Consider the following 18346-nt stretch of genomic DNA (forward strand, 5'->3'; position numbering starts at 1 on the left):
AGTCCATCATGCTGATGACTGAACCGCCGTGGTCTTACCCGGTGACCTGCAATCCTGCAGGCATCAACATACCGCAGACAAGACAGGGCACAATGCAGGCATTCTGGCCGTGCATCCCACGGTGCGTTATTTCCTGAAAGCTCAGCGAATCATCCCGTTAAATGCGACAGTCATTGACCATCTGTGGCCCACATTTTTCTGCCATCCGGCTCCCGTTTCCTGATCGCATTTAGCAGCGTGAAGCTGGCGCCGGGTTATACAAACAGCTGCAGTCTCATCCTGCCGGGCTAAATCTGCAGTACACAGGGGAACGGATACCATCAGGTAACATGACCGTCTCAGCATCCGATTGAGATCTTCGTAAGGGGTATAGAGCTTTACTGAAAAATTGACTGTGGCATGTTATCACCCATGAAATAGTGAACAGACCAGGGAATACCCCCGTTAAACCCGCATGCCGTAGTCAATATCTGCGTATCAAGACCCGAAATCACATATTACAGTCAATATTGTTCGATCCGGGCAGACATGATAGAGAATAAATATTGACTGCGGTATGCGTGATGCATATCACAGTCAATGGAATGTCCTTAGCGGCATACGGCAGTCATGATATGCATATCGCAGTCAATTTTCTGGCTTCATCGCTGAGAGGGCTTCAGCCAGTTTAAGAGGATCGATGCCCGCAGCCTTCAGCGCCTTAATGACTTCGTCATAATTTTGCTCTGGCGCCTTCTCTTCTTCCTCATTGCGCGGAACCTTCACAGGGCCACTGATGAGTTTGGGGTTGCGATAATGCACGCTGAAATAGGTGGCTCGGCCACGTTTAAACTCGGTGTAATCCAGATAACCAATATCCCGCAGCTGCTCCATCGCCTTACGCACCGTGTGGTTCTGCGTATAGACATTTGAGGTGAGATTCAGCCGCTCACGCATCCGTTTCATGGAAATAGGTGCAGGATTCTGGGGAAGACTTTCGATGTAGGTATAAAGCGCCTGGGCTGATTCCTTGCGCTGCAGGGCGTCAATGGCTTTCAGCCGCAGCAGTACCCTTCTGTCCATGTGGTAAAGCTCAAACAGCTTAGGTTCAGCCTTGATCTCAACGATATCCTCGTTGATGTCATAATAGGCTGACTGCACCAGATGGGTGGTCCATCCTTTGGTCTCGCTCTGGAACTTCAACGTAACCGAGGCGAGTTTAAACAGGGAATTACTGATGCGATCGCGCATTTTTTTGTTTGAACGACGGGAGTCAAATCCGCACATCTTAACGAATTCGACGAACGACAGTTCCAGGGTGTCACTTTTTACCCCATACTCCGACATGGAGCGAATTATCCCCAGCCAGACTTTAAAATCCGTGTCCATATCAAGACGCGAACCGGTGATCTTAACGTCAGTGTACCCTTCGCTTTTGGCAATGGACAGCTGTACAAGCTCCTCAGTCGCGTCTGTAACGTTTTTCCGGTTCGCCTTGCTCTTCCCTGTTGATTTCAGAGTTGGGACGAAGAGACCGAGTCTCATGAGCGCTACTGGCTGCACGGTACTGGTGCTGTTGACATCCAGCTTAACAACTTCGCCGGTTGTCTTATCAACTTCCTGAAGGTTCAGAAGTAAGCTGTTATTTTCGCTCGTCATCTTGATCCTCAACGGTTATCCACAAAAGGATGTAGTAATACGTATCGCAGTCAACGGATATACATACCTCTGTAAATACCGTTGCATATCACAGTATTAGATTATGCATATAACAGTCAACATTTTACATTCCGCAGTCGATCCAGACAGACGTTAAAGCCAGTTACAGCGCATGCTGGAGCGATCCGGGGATCTCTTTTGGATCTCACTATGATCTCCTTGGGATCAATTATTGGATCGAGACCATGAATAACCCAGATACAAGGCCGGAAGCGCCATACCAGATATCCAGAACCCTGGCCTGATTTTCCTGAATACGCTCTGGAAGATTGAGATCTACAGGTACAACAATGAAACATTGACTGCGGTATGCTGAGTCGTCTTTCCTCTTTCTCGACACAGATGCGGTAAGCATCATACCATAGTCAATATATTACATACCGCAGTCAATTTCATTATAACTGGCTTATCCAGAGCCATCTTTAGCAACCCGACGTACGTGCAATCTGTGAATTCTGTGATTTTCCGCTTCCTCGCCGCTTTCTCACTCCGTGAGATCGCTTACTGCGGCGAGCGGCAGTGATTAATATTGACTGCGGTATGTACTCTTTTGTAATCCCCTGCGTTCTTTGCATCACCCAATGCGGTTCACTTTGCACTTTTTCGTGCACTTTGCGTTTTTATTGTTGCTTTGCAATAAATTCCAAGATTTAATAAAATAATGCAAAGTGAAGATTAAAGGATGTTCAGTATGGGACTCATGGATACACTCAACCAGTGCATAAGTGCTGGTCATGAAATGACGAAAGCAATCGCCATTGCGCAGTTTAATGATGACAGTCCGGAAGCCCGGAAAATAACCCGGCGCTGGAGGATTGGTGAAGCAGCTGATTTAGTTGGCGTGTCATCTCAGGCTATCAGGGATGCCGAGAAAGCTGGCCGGCTGCCGCACCCTGATATGGAAACCCGTGGGAGAGTTGAGCAACGCGTTGGTTATACCATCGAGCAAATCAATCACATGCGGGATGTATTTGGTACACGACTGCGCCGTGCTGAAGATGCGTTTCCGCCGGTGATTGGTGTTGCTGCTCACAAAGGTGGTGTTTACAAAACCTCAGTATCCGTTCACCTGGCTCAGGATCTTGCTCTGAAAGGACTCCGTGTTCTGCTTGTTGAAGGCAATGACCCACAGGGAACTGCTTCTATGTATCACGGATGGGTGCCCGATCTTCATATTCATGCTGAGGACACTCTCCTGCCCTTTTATCTTGGGGAAAAGGATGACGCCAGCTACGCTATAAAGCCCACCTGCTGGCCTGGCCTTGATATCATCCCGTCCTGTCTGGCACTGCACCGCATTGAAACCGAGCTGATGGGGAAATTTGACGAAGGCAAATTACCTGCTGACCCGCACCTGATGCTCCGTCTGGCCATTGAAACTATCGCTCATGATTATGACGTGATAGTTATCGACAGTGCACCCAACCTTGGTATCGGTACGATAAATGTTGTATGCGCTGCTGATGTACTGATTGTCCCTACTCCGGCAGAGCTTTTCGACTACACCTCCGCACTGCAGTTTTTCGATATGCTGCGTGACCTGCTTAAGAACGTGGATCTTAAAGGCTTTGAGCCAGATGTCCGTATTCTGCTTACTAAATACAGTAATAATAACGGCTCGCAGTCCCCGTGGATGGAAGAACAAATTCGGGATGCCTGGGGAAGCATGGTCCTTAAAAATGTTGTGCGCGAAACGGATGAAGTCGGTAAAGGTCAGATCCGTATGAGAACCGTTTTTGAACAGGCTATTGATCAACGTTCTTCAACTGGCGCCTGGCGTAATGCCCTCTCTATATGGGAACCTGTTTGCAATGAGATTTTTGATCGTCTGATTAAACCACGCTGGGAGATTAGATAATGAAGCGTGCTCCTGTCATTCCAAGACATACCACACATACTCAATCGACTGAAGATACTTCATCACCGGCGCCAGCCGCACCTATGGTGGATTCATTAATTGCGCGCGTGGGTGCTATGGCCCGAGGTAATGCTATCTCTCTTCCGGTATGTGGACGGGAAGTAAAATTTACCCTTGAGGTGCTCCGGGGAGACTCTGTTGAGAGCGCTTCACGCGTATGGTCAGGCAATGAGCGCGATCAGGAACTACTTACCGAAGATGCTCTGGATGATCTCATTCCTTCATTTTTACTGACCGGTCAGCAGACTCCAGCTTTCGGCCGCCGGGTTTCTGATGTCATAGAAATTGCAGACGGCAGCCGTCGCCGTAAAGCCGCAATCCTGACGGAAAGTGATTATCGCGTTCTGGTTGGTGAACTGGACGATGAGCAGATGGCTGCATTGTCCCGACTGGGTAACGATTATCGGCCGACGAGTGCTTATGAACGTGGCCTGCGTTATACAAGCCGGCTGCAGAATGAGTTTGCAGGAAATATTTCTGCGCTTGCCGATGCGGAAAACATCTCTCGTAAGATCATTACCCGCTGTATTAATACGGCCAAACTGCCTAAATCCGTTGTTGCCCTGTTTGCACATCCTGGAGAACTGTCTGCCCGGTCAGGTGAAGCCCTTCAGAAGGCTTTTGCAGATAAAGAAGAATTACTGAAGCAGCAGGCTGAGACTCTCCACGATCAGAAGAAAGCGGGACTAATCTTTGAAGCTGAAGAGGTCATTAGTCTTTTAACATCCGTACTGAAACAATCTCCCTCTCCAAGGGTTAATCTGAGCTCACGTCATCAGTTTGCTCCAGGGGCAACAGCATTGTATAAGGGCGATAAAATGGTGCTTAATCTGGATAGGTCCCGCATTCCTGTGGAGTGTATAGAGAAAATAGAAGCCATTCTTAAGGAGCTTGAGAAACCAGGAGTCTGATGCGGACACGCTTTAGTCTACGGTTATCTCCCTTTACTTCATTTCCTTTCTCACAGGCCAGAAAACATAACTGGCCTAAATATTCTCTCTGAGACCACGGTCCCACCTGCATCGTCGGTCAGGTTATCTTTCTGGGACCACGGTCCCACCTGCGTCGTCGGTCAGCTTAGCTGCCTGGGACCACGGTCCCACCTGCATCGTTGTTTAGGTTTCCAGCCTGGGACCACGGTCCCACCTGCATCGTCGGTCAGGTTATCAGCCTGGGACCATGGTTGCATTGATGTCAATGACGAACTGATTTTTGACATGATTGCATCACGAAGAGCGGAATAATCTTGCAGCAGAACTGAAATATCTGGCGATTGAATAGTAATGGATCGGGATTAGAGCCGAGTATACTGAGTACAATTTGTCAAATTTCGCAGTGTATTCGGTTTAATCTCCTCCAGTTTTTAAAGGTCAATTGCTGCCGCTACGCGCTGTTCAGACCTTCGTCCGGCAAGTAACCAATCCAGGCTATTTTCACAACCCAGGGTGAATAACATCATTCCGTCATCAGCATAGCCACATCATGCATTTCGTCACACTGTATGATCTGGGGATTTCAGAGACATTACTTATCACAGGTTATGCAGATGAATAAGACTCAATAGATTGTTTATCCACAGTGACGGGGATATACATGTGGGTAGCTTCTTGAAAGACTTATGATGTAAATCCAGCCTCTTGACTCTCACATTGCCAATATATAGCTCGTGACCTGCTCCCCGTTGATTAGTACACCCCGATGTTAGTAATGTCTTCATAAGCCACATGAGGACATCCCCATGAAGAAGCGTTTTTCCGACGAACAGATCATCAGTATTCTCCGCGAAGCCGAAGCTGGGGTACCCGCCCGTGAACTCTGCCGCAAGCATGCCATTTCCGATGCCACGTTTTACACCTGGCGTAAGAAGTATGGCGGTATGGAGGTGCCTGAAGTTAAGCGCCTGAAGTCGCTTGAGGAAGAGAACGCCAGACTCAAGAAGCTGCTTGCCGAAGCCATGCTGGATAAAGAGGCGCTTCAGGTGGCTCTTGGGCGAAAGTACTGACGACAGACCAGAAGCGGGAAGCCGTGATGTTGATGTGTGATGCGACCGGTCTGTCGCAACGTCGTGCCTGCAGGTTTACAGGTTTATCCCTGTCGACCTGCCGCTATGAGGCTCACCGTCCGGCTGCTGATGCGCATTTATCAGGGCGCATCACTGAGCTGGCACTGGAGCACAGGCGTTTTGGCTACCGTCGTATTTGGCAGTTGCTGCGCCGTGAAGGGCTTCATGTTAATCATAAGCGCGTGTACCGGCTTTATCACCTCAGTGGCCTGGGCGTAAAACGCAGAAGACGTCGTAAAGTGCTGGCAACAGAACGTCTGCCGCTGCTCCGTCCGGCGGCGCCCAATCTGACCTGGTCGATGGATTTCGTCATGGACGCACTTTCCACCGGTCGCAGGATCAAGTGTCTTACCTGCGTCGATGATTTCACAAAGGAATGCCTGACGGTCACTGTTGCCTTTGGGATTTCAGGCGTTCAGGTCTCGCGTATTCTGGACAGCATTGCACTGTTTCGAGGCTATCCGGCGACGATAAGAACTGACCAGGGGCCGGAGTTCACTTGCCGTGCACTGGATCAATGGGCCTTTGAGCATGGTGTTGAGTTGCGCTTAATCCAGCCGGGAAGCCAACGCAGAACGGATTTATTGAGAGCTTTAACGGACGATTTCGCGATGAATGCCTGAATGAGCACTGGTTCAGCGATATCGTTCACGCAAGGAAAATCATTAATGACTGGCGGCAGGATTATAACGAGTGTCGTCCACATTCAGCACTGAATTATCAGACGCCATCAGAGTTTGCAGCACGGTGGCGAAATGGAAAATGTGAAGGTAAACAAACCGACCTTACTAACTCACGGTTGTATCTAATCCTGGGGGCAGGTCACTCGACTAACTTCATAATGGCGCGCCAAAAATTAGTAAAAAATTACCATATGGCTGTCATTGAATTTGTGAAGGTGAGTACCATGCCGACATCGGCAAAGGTACAAAAGAGTAGTATTGTTCCAATGTTAGAGCTAAAGCATGTCTAAAGTAGCAATTGCTGGGATAATGCTAAGGCAGCATCGTTTCTTGTTTACTCATATAAGTGCGTGTAAGGAAGTGAATATATCAAGCCCGGGCCATGGCCCGGCAGGATATATTTGATTACATTGAAGTGCCCTGCAATCATATCTGACGCCACAACTTCCTCTATGGATTAAGCCCGAAGACTTTCTAATAGGCCTCTCTGCGAGGATGAAATTTGTCTACGGATGAGGGGACAGTACAACAAGCAAACAGGACCTCATATTACTGGCTGGAAGCCAAGCTTTCTTTTACCGGGTATTGAATTTTGTTTTACAGTATATGCAAGCGCTTTAACGGGATATCGTCCGCTTTGTGAAAAAAGCGGAAGTAGCTAATCACAGTTTGAGTGGAGCAACTGAATGAAGGTCCTGTTTGTTCTGCGTACCAGACACAATCACTCAGACAGTGGCTTATTTAAAATATGTTAATGAAACCTAAGCAAGAGAACTGAAATGGACAAATTGTTAAATATGCTGCGTTATAAGAGTGAGGGGTCTGATATTGACTTCAAATCTACCCAGTACCGCTTTAACAATGGTTCTGAGGGTAATGACTCCAACTTATTGATAGTGTTTTATGTTCAGATAATGCCCGATGACTTTGTCATGCAGCTCCACCGATTTTGAGAACGACAGCGACTTCCGTCCCAGCCGTGCCAGGTGCTGCCTCAGATTCAGGTTATGCCGCTCAATTCGCTGCGTATATCGCTTGCTGATTACGTGCAGCTTTCCCTTCAGGCGGGATTCATACAGCGGCCAGCCATCCGTCATCCATATCACCACGTCAAAGGGTGACAGCAGGCTCATAAGACGCCCCAGCGTCGCCATAGTGCGTTCACCGAATACGGCGCAACAACCGTCTTCCGGAGCCTGTCATACGCGTAAAACAGCCAGCGCTGGCGCGATTTAGCCCCGACATAGCCCCACTGTTCGTCCATTTCTGCGCAGACGATGACGTCACTGCCCGGCTGTATGCGCGAGGTTACCGACTGCGGCCTGAGTTTTTTAAGTGACGTAAAATCGTGTTGAGGCCAACGCCCATAATGCGGGCGGTTGCCCGGCATCCAACACCATTCATGGCCATATCAATGATTTTCTGGTGCGTACCGGGTTGAGAAGCGGTGTAAGTGAACTGCAGTTGCCATGTTTTACGGCAGTGAGAGCAGAGATAGCGCTGATGTCCGGCGGTGCTTTTGCCGTTACGCACCACCCCGTCAGTAGCTGAACAGGAGGGACAGCTGATAGAAACAGAAGCCACTGGAGCACCTCAAAAACACCATCATACACTAAATCAGTAAGTTGGCAGCATCACCGAAGATCGCGGGCGGAAACATCCAGATCACCGTCACCTCAGTTCGCAATGGAAACGTGAAATTCCAGCACGTTCAGGTGCATTATGAGCCGAACACGATCTATGGCCATGCAGACTTTACTGCGAACCTCTCTAAAGCCCAGCAAACGACGCTGCGGCAGCTCTATGACGGCTGCAACCCGCGCCCGAGGCGCGACCTACTGCGTGGTGGAGCCGATCGCCTGCAAGTCGGGGCGATGGAGTTTCAGTGCTCCCCTGAAGAGCTATTGTCGGGATTGATTGAAACGATCTACGCTATGCGAAACGCCCTACTACACGGCGAAGTAGACCCCGACCCGAGGGTACTGTCTTGCTATGAGCCAGCTTATCGGATCGTAATGCTGTTTCTAGGCTGCGTGAGATAAGCAGGAGATGTACCCTGTGTTCATATTTTTTAGATATGGCATTAGTCATGGCATTGATATTTTATTTGATATTTAATCTAAGTAAATTAATATGATATATAGGCAGTTGATAATAGAGTGGGAGTGAGGCTATTATTTAGCCTATTGTTTTATTTGATTTAGTGAGTGCCATTGATGATATGACTGCATTATCAATGGCATTTTTTATGGTTTAAGGCCGACGCTGAATCGAAGATATAGCAAATACCATGTGACCGTATCAGCAAATGCCATGGTATCGACAACCGGGTGCATTGCAGCGCTGTGCTGATGCCATCGATGCTCGCTTTGATCAGAACCGCTCTCTCGACCCTTGCCCCAGATCGTTAAATATGCGCCAGAGGAGCACCTCGTGATAGAAATTGTGAACAAGACAGCCGCCACTCGGAATCGAAGTATCCATATAGGTGAATAAAGTTTGCGGAAAATACGCTGAGAAAATAGAAAAGCGTCAATGAAGGGACATAGGAATGGCGATTAACGGAGAGAACGGTGTTAGTGCAGTCACCGTGGATGAACTACTCAAGCAAGGCCTTCGGATACCGAACTATCAACGCCCATACAGTTGGGATGTATCGACTGCTCTACAACTGGTGGATGATATCAGCGAAGCTCTTCGAGATACCGAACGAAAAGATATTCCCTATGTTTTGGGTGCAATCATTCTTCACGATGATGGTGAGTATCTCAATGTAGTCGACGGGCAGCAGCGCCTGCTGACTTTGCGAATGATTCTTGCGGCCTTAGATCCGATAAATCATCAAATTTCGATGTCTGGTAACAGCGACACTCCTGTCTCCCTAGTTTGGATAGAGCTTCAAAGGCGCCTGTCGCAGTTGGAAGATAAAAAAGAGTTTTTGGATTTTATCTGTCACAAATGTCAGTTGGTGCGTATTGTGACGGACGATATTGATGAGGCATTTCGTGTCTTTGATTCCCAGAACTATCGCGGCAAACCGCTTGCCCCTCACGACTTGCTCAAAGCACACCACCTGCGCGAAATGCACGATGAGTCCGCTGCTATGAAAGTGGCTGTCGTTGAGGCTTGGGAAGCCGTAAACGATGAGGATCTGGACAGGCTTTTTTCTACTTTTTTATACCGGATATCCAAGTGGTCACGAGGCGAAAGCTCGCTCGAATTTACTATTCGGGACATCGGCATGTTCAAGGGCATTTCATCACGATCCCACAGGTCATTTTCGCCAAATCTGCGATATCACCTTGCAGCACAAGCCGCTATGCCACTTCTAAGTGCATGGTCGGTATCCTCTACACATGATGCACGAAACGCCGGGCGCAGCCGCTTTCAGCTTGATGCCCCGATAATCGCAGGACGCTCATTTTTCGAGATGGTGACATTCATGCTTGACGAATTGAAGATACTGGAACAAGAGGTTATTGACAGAGGTTTCAAAAACTTTGGCCCATCTCAAAGTCGCTACCGCTACGTGTACGAATTGTTCATTGCCGCGCTGCTTTGCTATACAAACAAGTTTGGCGATGAAGATGTAGATGAAGTGCGAAATAGGTTATTCGCATGGGCATATGCCTTGCGGGTCGAGTTACTTCGTGTGCAATTTGTATCTGCTGACAACCGAGCGCGAGGTAAAAACGATGCAAATAAATCGCCTTTTGTTTTGCTACGTAATGCGATGACTGGAAGTGTTGTCCGCAAACTTCCAATAACAAGTAAGCCATACAGCGATAACCACGAAAAGGAACTCGTTGCTTTTATCAAGGGGCTGCAATGAGCAAGAAGGAGTTGAAACCTGAACTGTTAACAGTAGGCAAGTTATTCACTGACAATTATCTGATTCCTATTTATCAACGGAACTATGCTTGGCGGGCCGAACAGATTGAGCAACTTATTAGCGATATTCAAGACTCGGTGGTAGGGGGCCAGGACAACTATTTTCTTGGGAACCTTGTTGTAATCAAGCGGGGTAGAGAGGATGAGTTCGAGGTCATAGATGGACAACAACGACTTACAACCCTCTATCTGCTTCTTACCTTCCTGGAGCAAGACGGTGAGGGTGAGAAGCCGTCGGTTGGCCATGCAGGCCACTTGCAATATGAGTCGCGCGCACGGGCAACTGAGGCCCTGCTGCGAGTAGCACAGGAGGCGGCTAAGGAGCACGTTCGACCGCAGGGCTCCACGAGTAATGCAGATGCTGGCATTCATGAAGGCTACAGCATCATCAATCAGTTCTTCAAACAAAATGAAAACCTTAATCGCTCACGCGAAAAATTCTCCGATTTCTTGCTAACGAAGGTGACTGTCGTCCGTGCCTCGCTGCCACCCAATACCGACCTCAATCGCTACTTCGAGATCATGAACACTCGTGGGCAGCAACTCAAGCAGGTTGATATTGTTAAGGCTCGCCTGATGAGCAAACTGCCCAATCAATATGAACGCGAATGCTTTGCGTGGGTTTGGGATTCCTGTGCTGACATGGATTCTTATGTCCAGATGTCTCTGACCCGTGGTGACACAAGTTTGCGAAACAAAGTATTTGGTGATGAATGGTCCTGGCTGGAGGTGACCAGCTTCTCTTCGCTAATGGAAAGTCGTCCGCAATCCGGCATCAATTCATCAAGGCAATCCTCCGAAGGGGTATCGTTGTCCTTGGATGAGGCGTTGTCAAAATACGCTAAAGAGCTCGAGTCAAATTCCACTGAAGACGAGGGCAACGAGCGGTTTCGTTCGACTATTGAGTTTCCGGCCTTTCTGCTACACGTTCTAAGAATTATGAAAGGCGATGAGGTCGAAGACGAAGGCCTGCTTGACGACAAGCGCCTCATCAAGTCATTTGACGACGCCGTAAATAATGTACCCGATGCTAAAGCCGATTGGGTGCGTAGTTTTGCATTTATGCTTCTCAAGTGCCGCAACCTCTTCGATGGCTTCATCTTGAAGCGTCAATTCACGGCAAACATCGGTGACGATGGCGATTGGTCTCTCCAGCGACTGAAAAAAGGAGGCGGGGACAAGAAGCCAACCCCGACGTACATCCATGTTTTCTCGGCCAGCAATGGAAGCTTAGAGGAGGACGGGAGTGCTGACCCACATACCCGAGATGTATTGCTGCTTCAGTCCATGCTTCGGATTACCTACACTTCTCCGCGAACGATGCACTGGATTACCAAAGTTCTTCGCTGGCTCTCCGTTAAAGCCCCTCGAGACGTGAAACATGCGGATCTTGCCGATTTGTTGAAGGGATATGCCCGCAGCAAGGTTAAAGAGACATTCTCCTTTGAGAAAGATCAGCAACCACAAGGGTTTGGTATCAGCCGTATCGTCTTTTCGTATCTCGACTATCTTCTGTTGAGTGACTCCTCAAAACGAGATTTCAAATTTCAGTTCAGAACTTCCATTGAGCACTTCTATCCACAGCATCCTGACAAAGAACAGTCGGGCGCGGTTGTTTCAGGTTCTAGCCTTAACCTGCTTGGCAACCTCGCGCTCGTAAGCGTCAGCGCGAACTCAAAATTCAGCAATAGCCTCCCCAGAGCAAAGGCCGAAAACTTCAAGGATACAATTGAACTTCAAAGTCCCAAGCTCAAGAGAATGGCGGAAATCACCCGAAATACAAACTGGGACGATCAGCAGATAACAGCACATCATGAAGCGATGGTGACATTGCTTCGTGATGATGTAAGTCTGGTGGAGGCAAGCGGAAGATCCAACCCAGGGCGTTGACTTCTTTGAATAACTGCTTTTGGATGAATATCCTTTGTGGTGTGCAAGTTGTCAGTCTAAAAGCGTTTTGCGTCGGGCGACACGATCAGTACAGTCTCCAAGTTTTCTTACCATGGTATTTTGTATGGTATCGACATGCAGATATAATTCTATTTTATTGATTTTATAGTGTTTTAAGACAGCATTGATCATCGAGTGGGTAACATAGGCTTAATACATTCCTTGCTCCTCGCACCGGAGCACATCACAGATACTGATTGAGATCCACTTCACGCAGCGGCTGGTTTTGACGTTCTGTTATCATTTGCACTAGGTCTTTTTCGTCCAGCTCATCGAGCATTTGTTCATACAGAGCCGCGGGCACACAATAAAAAACAGGGCGGTTGCGGTCAATAATCGCGACCGGGTAGCCGCCGCCGGCACTGGCGGTGGCCACCGGATCGTTTTTAAGTTCGCTGATGCTGGCAGTCACATCACACAGAATGATATTTGTCATGGTCCCCCCCTGAGACAAGTCATCTGTATGATCGGTAAAGTAAGCTCTTGCGGCAAGTCCCGTCTGTCATTTCGACGGTCAGAAACGGGCAACCGGCAGCTCCTTCCAGCGGGTGGTATATGCCGGTGACAGCATCTCCCGTTTCATCTGCCAGTCCGGCGCAATACCCCGTCCGGCAAACCAGACTTTCCCGAGTCCGGAATGATTAATGCCGTCGAGTACCTTCATCAGCGCATCGCTGTGCGGCCGTGGCTGCACGTCATCGAACAGATTCAGCTGCGCGACGCCGTTCGGACTGAAATCATTGAGCATTATCCCCGCTTTTGCGTAGCGGTGGCCATCGAGCCAGATCTCTGTCCAGAGACCTGACCGCAGCCGCGATAATGTCCCGGGTGTCACGGGTAGGGGTGTGCAGTTTTTCCGTGGCCACGTTACCGTAATACGGCTCATTAACCGCAAAAGGGGATGTCTTGATGAAGGTGCTGATATGCCGGCAGTACTGTCGCTCACCGCGCAACTTTTCCGCCGCGCGCTCGGCATACTGGCAGACGGCCTGGCGCATTTCTTCGTAGGTGGTGATCCGCTGCCCGAAGCTGCGACTGCAGACAATCTGCTGTTTAGGCGGCGGCGCTTCCTCCAGTGAAATGCAACTCTCGCCGTTCAGCTCACGTACCGTGCGCTCCAGCACTACGTTGAAGTTTTTCCGGATAAATGTAGGGTTCGTCAGCGACAGCTGTAGGGCGGTGGTGATCCCCATAACGTGCAGCTTTTTCGCTATCCGGTTCCCCACGCCCCAGATTTCTTCCACCGGCTGCAGGCTGAGTAATTTTGCCGTTCTGCGTGGATTATCGGGCGACAGCGCCAGCACCCCCCTGAATTGTGGCCATTCCTTTGACGCCCACTGCGCCGATTTGGCCAGTGTTTTTGTGGCGCCGAAGCCGACACCGATCGTCAGTCCGGTTCCACTGAGAACATGCCCACGCAGCTGCCTGCCAAAATCCTCCAGATCCATACAGTGGCCAATTCCCCGGGCATCCAGGAAACATTCGTCAATTGAGTATTGTTCGACGCGGGGCGACAGCTCTTCCAGCAGGGCGACCACACGGTTACTCAGGCTCGCGTAGAGCTCGTAGTTGCTGGAAAAAACGTACAATTTTTCAGGAAACTGCGCCTCTTTGAGCTGGAACCAGGGGGTTCCCATCTTTATACCCAGCAGTTTGGCTTCAGCACTCCGGGCAATAACGCAGCCATCGTTGTTACTGAGAACGACGACAGGTTTGCCGCGCAAATCCGGCCTGAAAACCTTCTCGCAACTGGCGTAGAAGGAGTTGACGTCAGCCAGGGCGAACATCAGTCTGCCCTCCGGGTTTTATGAATGAAGGCTGTCACCACGCCGAAAATTTGCAGCGTTTCCGGATCCGGGTACAGGGAAGGGAAGTCCGGGTTCATCGCCTGCAGGGCTGGCCGCGGCGTCAGAAGCAGGCGTTTTACCGTAAATTCACCCTCAATTTCCGCGATAACAATATCCCCGTGCCGCGGCTGTTCTGCTTTATCCACGACCAACAGATCGCCGGAATAGAGGCCAATATCAGTCATTGAGTTGCCAATCGCCCTGACAAAATAGGTGGAGTGGCGCCGGTGAATGCAGTACTCATTCAGATCCAGTTCAGACTCAGTGTAGTCTGCTGCCGGTGACGGAAAACCCGCAGGGCATCGCTCTGTGAACAAAGGAATTTTTACTATGCTGGCTTCTGATACTGCAGGAATGAACTTCATCGTTTTTTCCCTCGCTTAAGGCTGTATATATATACAGTGTGCGCCGGGAGACCGGTAAAGATCAAGGGGTGAAAGTCCCCGACCATTGAAGGACCAGCAATCCACAGGGTCCCCGAGTCATGCGTTGTATACCGTGAGGTATGGGGCGAAGCGTTGACAGGGGTGTTGACAGGCCAGCCATTGAGCCACGAAATGTATATTAAATTCCCGGGTGCCGACGTTGTACTGTTTACGGAAGGCAACATCATAGGGTGCGTTACTGCGAGTGCCATATGGACCCGGCGGGGTCTGAGACCCTGGCATGTCAATACGATCTTTACGCGGGAACCGGGAGATCTCCCCTCTGACCATCTGCCAGTGCCGGAGATGGCCCGCACCGGGAAGGCGAGGAGCCGAAGCCGGTGATGTACGGAGAGGAGAAGTCGGACTCGCTCATAGTAGCTGCGAATCTGGCGAACAATCCGCAAGGAGCGGAGTCAGTGGAGCGAAGGAGCGGGGCCAAGGGAAACGCGGAACAGCCACACATGCGCCGGACGCAGAGCCGGGAAAGTATGTCACAGAGGCTGTCACGCGTGCGGGAAGCTGCGAAGCAGCGGAAGAAAGAACGGTTTACCGCATTGTTCCACCTCCTGACAGCAGAGGCACTGGAGAACGCATTCCTCTCCCTGAGCAGGAAAGCGGCTGCCGGAGTTGATGGTGTCAGGTGGAAGGACTACGCCGAAAACCTGAAGGTCAACATAGCAGATCTGCACCGGAGGCTTCATCAGGGTAGTTACAGGGCTCAGCCCGGCAGGCGGCACTACATCCCGAAAGCGGATGGAAAACAGCGCCCGCTCGGCATCGCCTCACTGGAGGACAAAATCGTCCAGTATGCGCTGGTTAAGATCCTGAATGCAGTCTACGAAAATGACTTTATGGGGTTTTCATACGGGTTCAGACCCGGGCGAAGCCAGCACAATGCGCTGGACGCACTGGCCACAGGGCTGGTTCGGACCAATGTAAACTGGGTACTGGATGCCGATATCAGTCAGTTCTTCGACAAGGTAAGCCATGAATGGCTAATCAGGTTCATAGAACACAGAATCGGCGACCAGAGGGTAATCAGGCTCATACGAAAGTGGCTCACAGCCGGGACCTCAGAGGAAGGAGAATGGCGGGCATCGGAGGAAGGAGAATGGCGGGCATCGGAGGAAGGCACCCCACAGGGTGCGGTTATCTCGCCGCTGCTGGCAAACATCTACCTCCACTATGTCTTCGATCTGTGGGCGCATCAGTGGCGACGCCGCCATGCCACAGGCAATGTGGTCATGGTCAGATACGCAGATGACATAGTCATCGGGTTCGACAAGCGAATCGACGCTCAATGCTTTCGTATAGCCATGCAGCGCAGACTGAAGGAGTTCGGACTCACGGTACATCCGAAGAAAACCCGACTGACGGAGTTCGGCCGCTTCGCAGCCGAAAACCGCGCCAGCAGGGGAAAAGGTAAACCAGAAACGTTCAACTTCCTCGGGTTCACGCATATCAGTGGGAAAGATCGTAGTGGCAGGTTCATGCTGATACGAAAGACACGCCGGGACAGGATGACGGCGACACTGAAAGCGATCAAGGACGGACTACGAAAGCGCTGGCATTACTCAATCCCCGAACAGGGAAAATGGCTCAGGAGAGTGGTTCAGGGATACCTGAACTACCACTCAGTCCCGGGCAACTATCCCATGATGCGGAAGTTCAGGATATACGTAACAGACCTCTGGCGACGGGCGCTGAGGCGCAGGAGCCAGCAGGATGATACGACATGGACGAAAGCAAACAGACTGGCAGCCGTATGGCTGCCGAAGGTTCGGGTTCTGCATCCATGGCCTGTGGAGCGGTTCACCGCCAGACACCCAAGGCAGGAGCCCGGTGCGTGAATAGCGCACGCCGGGATCTGTGCGGGGGGTACCCGGTAACGGGTATCCCTACCGCGACATTATTTTGCGGAGGCCGTTTTTTTTCAAGTCATCTTGTTGCCGTTGTCTGTAACCATTTGCTGTTCCTGCAAAAACAGGGAAATTTCAGAAGGATCGCTGCCAGTCCGGAGAATCGTTATCTAATAAAATGTAATATACTGACGTACAGTGCATTTATTCTGAGTGGAGTGATTATGAATACGGGTTTAAGGCAGGTTCTGCGATATGCAGGCGTCCCGGTTGACGCCGCTGAACCGGTGCGCCGGCAATTCGGTAGCCGCCTGATTTTAATCGTGACGGTTGCTCTTCTTCCGCTGTTGATTGTTGACGTCCCTCAGTGGCTATTTGTGCTCTCTCAGATTATCTGGGGAAGCGGTATGTACATTGGTATCTCCGTGGCCAGTGATAAACCAGATCGCCGATAAGCTCAGAACGAGAGGTCTCCCGGGCCGCCTGGTGACGGGCAGCTGATAAACTGGCGCCATGCCATCAACACCGGATAAGGACGTCGCCGGCTTGTCTTTGCCGCCGGCTCCGCTTTGTCCGGCCCCCTCCCTCCGGTCTGCGGCCTTTATACGCAGCCATCGCGTCGCGATGCCAGCTTCTGCTTTTCTCCCTGCGCTCGTAAACCGCGACAGGGGACCTCATGTTGTATCTCCTGCATCGCTTCGGGTAGTGCCGTGCCTTCACTTTAGCCCGGCCGCTGCAGATGCAAGGGTTCGCTGGCGCCGCCATCCTCGCCCGGTCGCAGTTTTTTTAGGAAGCTCGCCGTTCTTCCCGTCGTTTTCTCGCTCAGGTTCGCTCTAAAACCGTCCAGACCAGCTTCGTGCTTTATCTGCGCTGCGGCCTCCGGTGTCGCCCTTGCATCTTCCGCTTTCCGCCGGGCTGTCGTGTCGGCACGGCACAACCCGGTGCCGCAATCTTATGAACCTGTGGAGGTTGCTATGTATCATGCCCGTCAAACCATGCTGAATGTAGAGGAGTCCGACCGTCTCTCGTTCCTGCCGGATCTGTTTGGTAACGATTTTCTGGCCGGAGAGATGCAGGTCTATGCGCTCGCTGAGAAACACATCACCGATTACTGCGGAGGCTTCTGGCATTTCATCCGTATTCCGGAGGGCGGCGGCTACATGATGCCTGACGGTGACCGTTTCCATCTGACTAACCCGGATAACTGGTTTGATCGGTCCGTCAGCGCGGATGCGGCCGGAGTTATCATTACGGCGCTGGCGATCAACCGCCGTATCTGGCTGCACCATGAACGCGGTGATGCTGCCCTGACACGCCACCTGATGCTGCGGGAATCGCAGCTGTGGAATTTCATTGACTCTCATGACGAATGCGCTGCTATTTACGCGGCTCTGGACTGATACTATATCGGGGCGCCCGACGCCCCGTTTAAGGTCAGAGACGGCACGATCTGTGAGGAGCTTACCCGGCTTCGCAGATCGGTGTGGCCGCGCGAAAATCCTGGCAGGCTTCGCCTGCCAGTGAGGCGGTTCGCCACACCTGCGGCGCTGCGTACTGGCCTCACCTCAACAGGTCGCCAGTTAAGGATTAAGAGCGTAATATCTGCGTACCTTTTCTTCTTTTGCTGATTTTGCGTATGTCGCAGTGGAATATTGCCTCTTTTTCAAAGGAGGAGCAGGACAAAGTTGCCGTCGATAAGGTGGCTGCTGATGTTGCCTGGCAGGAGCGCATGAACAAGCCCGTCATGCCGGAACTTGTTGAACGGGAACAGCCTGAACACCTGCGCGAATATTTCCATGAACGGTTCCGCGTACATCGACTGAACAGTCAGCAGCTGCCGCGCGCAAATGCACCCGAATATAATAAACCGGGCGATGATCAGCAGAATTGATTTTCTTACTCAGTGTGTCCAGGGAGGGTAATCTGTGCGTATGTCTCTGATGTTTGCTGCCGTGACGCTTTTAACCGGTATTAACCTGTTTTTTATTCCGTTTCAGCCTGTTCCGGCTC

Annotated in this window: 11 protein-coding genes and 4 pseudogenes; 10 read left to right on the plus strand and 5 right to left on the minus strand. The window is 50.7% G+C overall.

Annotated elements, in window-relative coordinates; all coding sequences use genetic code 11:
- Window positions 1–627 precede the first annotated feature (627 nt).
- A complete protein-coding gene (locus BHE81_RS25635) occupies window positions 628–1638 on the minus strand; it encodes a RepB family plasmid replication initiator protein (protein WP_004182030.1) in 1011 nt (336 codons plus the stop codon).
- Between the two features lie 751 nt (window positions 1639–2389).
- Between BHE81_RS25635 and sopA the strand changes: the two genes are divergently transcribed.
- From sopA to BHE81_RS25655, 3 genes and pseudogenes are all read left to right on the plus strand, one after another.
- Complete coding sequence (gene sopA / locus BHE81_RS25640; RefSeq protein WP_004182032.1) at window positions 2390–3556, plus strand: plasmid-partitioning protein SopA; 1167 nt, start codon at window positions 2390–2392, stop codon at window positions 3554–3556.
- Entirely contained in the window at window positions 3556–4527 is a 972-nt protein-coding gene (locus tag BHE81_RS25645; RefSeq protein ID WP_004182039.1) for a ParB/RepB/Spo0J family plasmid partition protein, read from the plus strand. The genes sopA and BHE81_RS25645 overlap by 1 nt, the downstream gene beginning before the upstream one ends.
- Window positions 4528–5354: 827 nt before the next feature.
- A pseudogene (locus BHE81_RS25655) lies at window positions 5355–6471 on the plus strand (IS3 family transposase); the annotation flags it as partial.
- 777 nt (window positions 6472–7248) lie between these two features.
- On the opposite strand, the pseudogene BHE81_RS25660 reads toward BHE81_RS25655, so the two are convergent.
- Window positions 7249–7945 (minus strand): annotated as a pseudogene (locus tag BHE81_RS25660) (IS1-like element IS1A family transposase).
- Window positions 7946–8912: 967 nt separating this feature from the next.
- Between BHE81_RS25660 and BHE81_RS25670 the strand changes: the two are divergent.
- The gene (locus BHE81_RS25670; RefSeq protein ID WP_004182042.1) at window positions 8913–10193 is read left to right on the plus strand and encodes a DUF262 domain-containing protein; all 1281 of its coding nucleotides are present in this window, start codon (window positions 8913–8915) and stop codon (window positions 10191–10193) included.
- A complete protein-coding gene (locus tag BHE81_RS25675) occupies window positions 10190–12142 on the plus strand; it encodes a DUF262 domain-containing protein (RefSeq protein WP_000037308.1) in 1953 nt (650 codons plus the stop codon). Before BHE81_RS25670 ends, BHE81_RS25675 begins: the two co-directional genes overlap by 4 nt.
- A gap of 244 nt (window positions 12143–12386) precedes the next feature.
- On the opposite strand, the gene BHE81_RS25680 is transcribed toward BHE81_RS25675, so the two are convergent.
- The 3 genes and pseudogenes from BHE81_RS25680 to umuD form a co-directional block, all read right to left on the minus strand.
- Window positions 12387–12638 (minus strand): type II toxin-antitoxin system Phd/YefM family antitoxin, encoded by a 252-nt coding sequence (locus BHE81_RS25680; protein WP_004182043.1) that lies wholly within the window; start codon window positions 12636–12638, stop codon window positions 12387–12389.
- A gap of 78 nt (window positions 12639–12716) precedes the next feature.
- Window positions 12717–13989 (minus strand): annotated as a pseudogene (locus BHE81_RS25685) (Y-family DNA polymerase).
- Window positions 13989–14414 (minus strand): translesion error-prone DNA polymerase V autoproteolytic subunit, encoded by a 426-nt coding sequence (gene umuD / locus BHE81_RS25690; protein ID WP_004182047.1) that lies wholly within the window; start codon window positions 14412–14414, stop codon window positions 13989–13991. The pseudogene BHE81_RS25685 and the gene umuD overlap by 1 nt, the downstream one beginning before the upstream one ends.
- 401 nt (window positions 14415–14815) lie before the next feature.
- Here umuD and ltrA point away from each other — a divergent pair, with 401 nt between their 5' ends.
- From ltrA to BHE81_RS28880, 5 genes and pseudogenes are all read left to right on the plus strand, one after another.
- Window positions 14816–16327 (plus strand): group II intron reverse transcriptase/maturase, encoded by a 1512-nt coding sequence (gene ltrA, locus BHE81_RS25700; RefSeq protein ID WP_024623221.1) that lies wholly within the window; start codon window positions 14816–14818, stop codon window positions 16325–16327.
- 233 nt (window positions 16328–16560) lie between these two features.
- Window positions 16561–16791 carry a hypothetical protein gene (locus BHE81_RS25705; RefSeq protein ID WP_004118481.1) on the plus strand — a complete coding sequence of 77 codons (231 nt, stop codon included), beginning with the start codon at window positions 16561–16563 and terminating at the stop codon, window positions 16789–16791.
- 519 nt (window positions 16792–17310) lie between these two features.
- The gene (locus tag BHE81_RS25715) at window positions 17311–17736 is read left to right on the plus strand and encodes an antirestriction protein (protein WP_004118478.1); all 426 of its coding nucleotides are present in this window, start codon (window positions 17311–17313) and stop codon (window positions 17734–17736) included.
- Window positions 17737–17972: 236 nt separating this feature from the next.
- A complete protein-coding gene (locus BHE81_RS25720; protein ID WP_004152754.1) occupies window positions 17973–18227 on the plus strand; it encodes a DNA polymerase III subunit theta in 255 nt (84 codons plus the stop codon).
- Window positions 18228–18261: 34 nt separating this feature from the next.
- Window positions 18262–18346 (plus strand): annotated as a pseudogene (locus tag BHE81_RS28880) (hypothetical protein); the annotation flags it as partial.

It is taken from the genome of Klebsiella sp. AqSCr, assembly GCF_008452795.1.
GTDB classification, from domain to species: domain Bacteria; phylum Pseudomonadota; class Gammaproteobacteria; order Enterobacterales; family Enterobacteriaceae; genus Klebsiella; species Klebsiella pneumoniae.

Excerpts from the sequence above, each read along its gene's own strand:
- BHE81_RS25645 (WP_004182039.1), top strand. The coding sequence starts at position 3,556 with ATGAAGCGTGCTCCTGTCATTCCAAGACATACCACACATACTCAATCG.
- BHE81_RS25715 (WP_004118478.1), top strand. The coding sequence starts at position 17,311 with ATGTATCATGCCCGTCAAACCATGCTGAATGTAGAGGAGTCCGACCGT.
- BHE81_RS25670 (WP_004182042.1), top strand. The coding sequence starts at position 8,913 with ATGGCGATTAACGGAGAGAACGGTGTTAGTGCAGTCACCGTGGATGAA.
- BHE81_RS25680 (WP_004182043.1), bottom strand. The coding sequence starts at position 12,638 with ATGACAAATATCATTCTGTGTGATGTGACTGCCAGCATCAGCGAACTT.
- umuD (WP_004182047.1), bottom strand. The coding sequence starts at position 14,414 with ATGAAGTTCATTCCTGCAGTATCAGAAGCCAGCATAGTAAAAATTCCT.
- BHE81_RS25720 (WP_004152754.1), top strand. The coding sequence starts at position 17,973 with ATGTCGCAGTGGAATATTGCCTCTTTTTCAAAGGAGGAGCAGGACAAA.
- sopA (WP_004182032.1), top strand. The coding sequence starts at position 2,390 with ATGGGACTCATGGATACACTCAACCAGTGCATAAGTGCTGGTCATGAA.
- BHE81_RS25635 (WP_004182030.1), bottom strand. The coding sequence starts at position 1,638 with ATGACGAGCGAAAATAACAGCTTACTTCTGAACCTTCAGGAAGTTGAT.
- BHE81_RS25675 (WP_000037308.1), top strand. The coding sequence starts at position 10,190 with ATGAGCAAGAAGGAGTTGAAACCTGAACTGTTAACAGTAGGCAAGTTA.
- BHE81_RS25705 (WP_004118481.1), top strand. The coding sequence starts at position 16,561 with ATGAATACGGGTTTAAGGCAGGTTCTGCGATATGCAGGCGTCCCGGTT.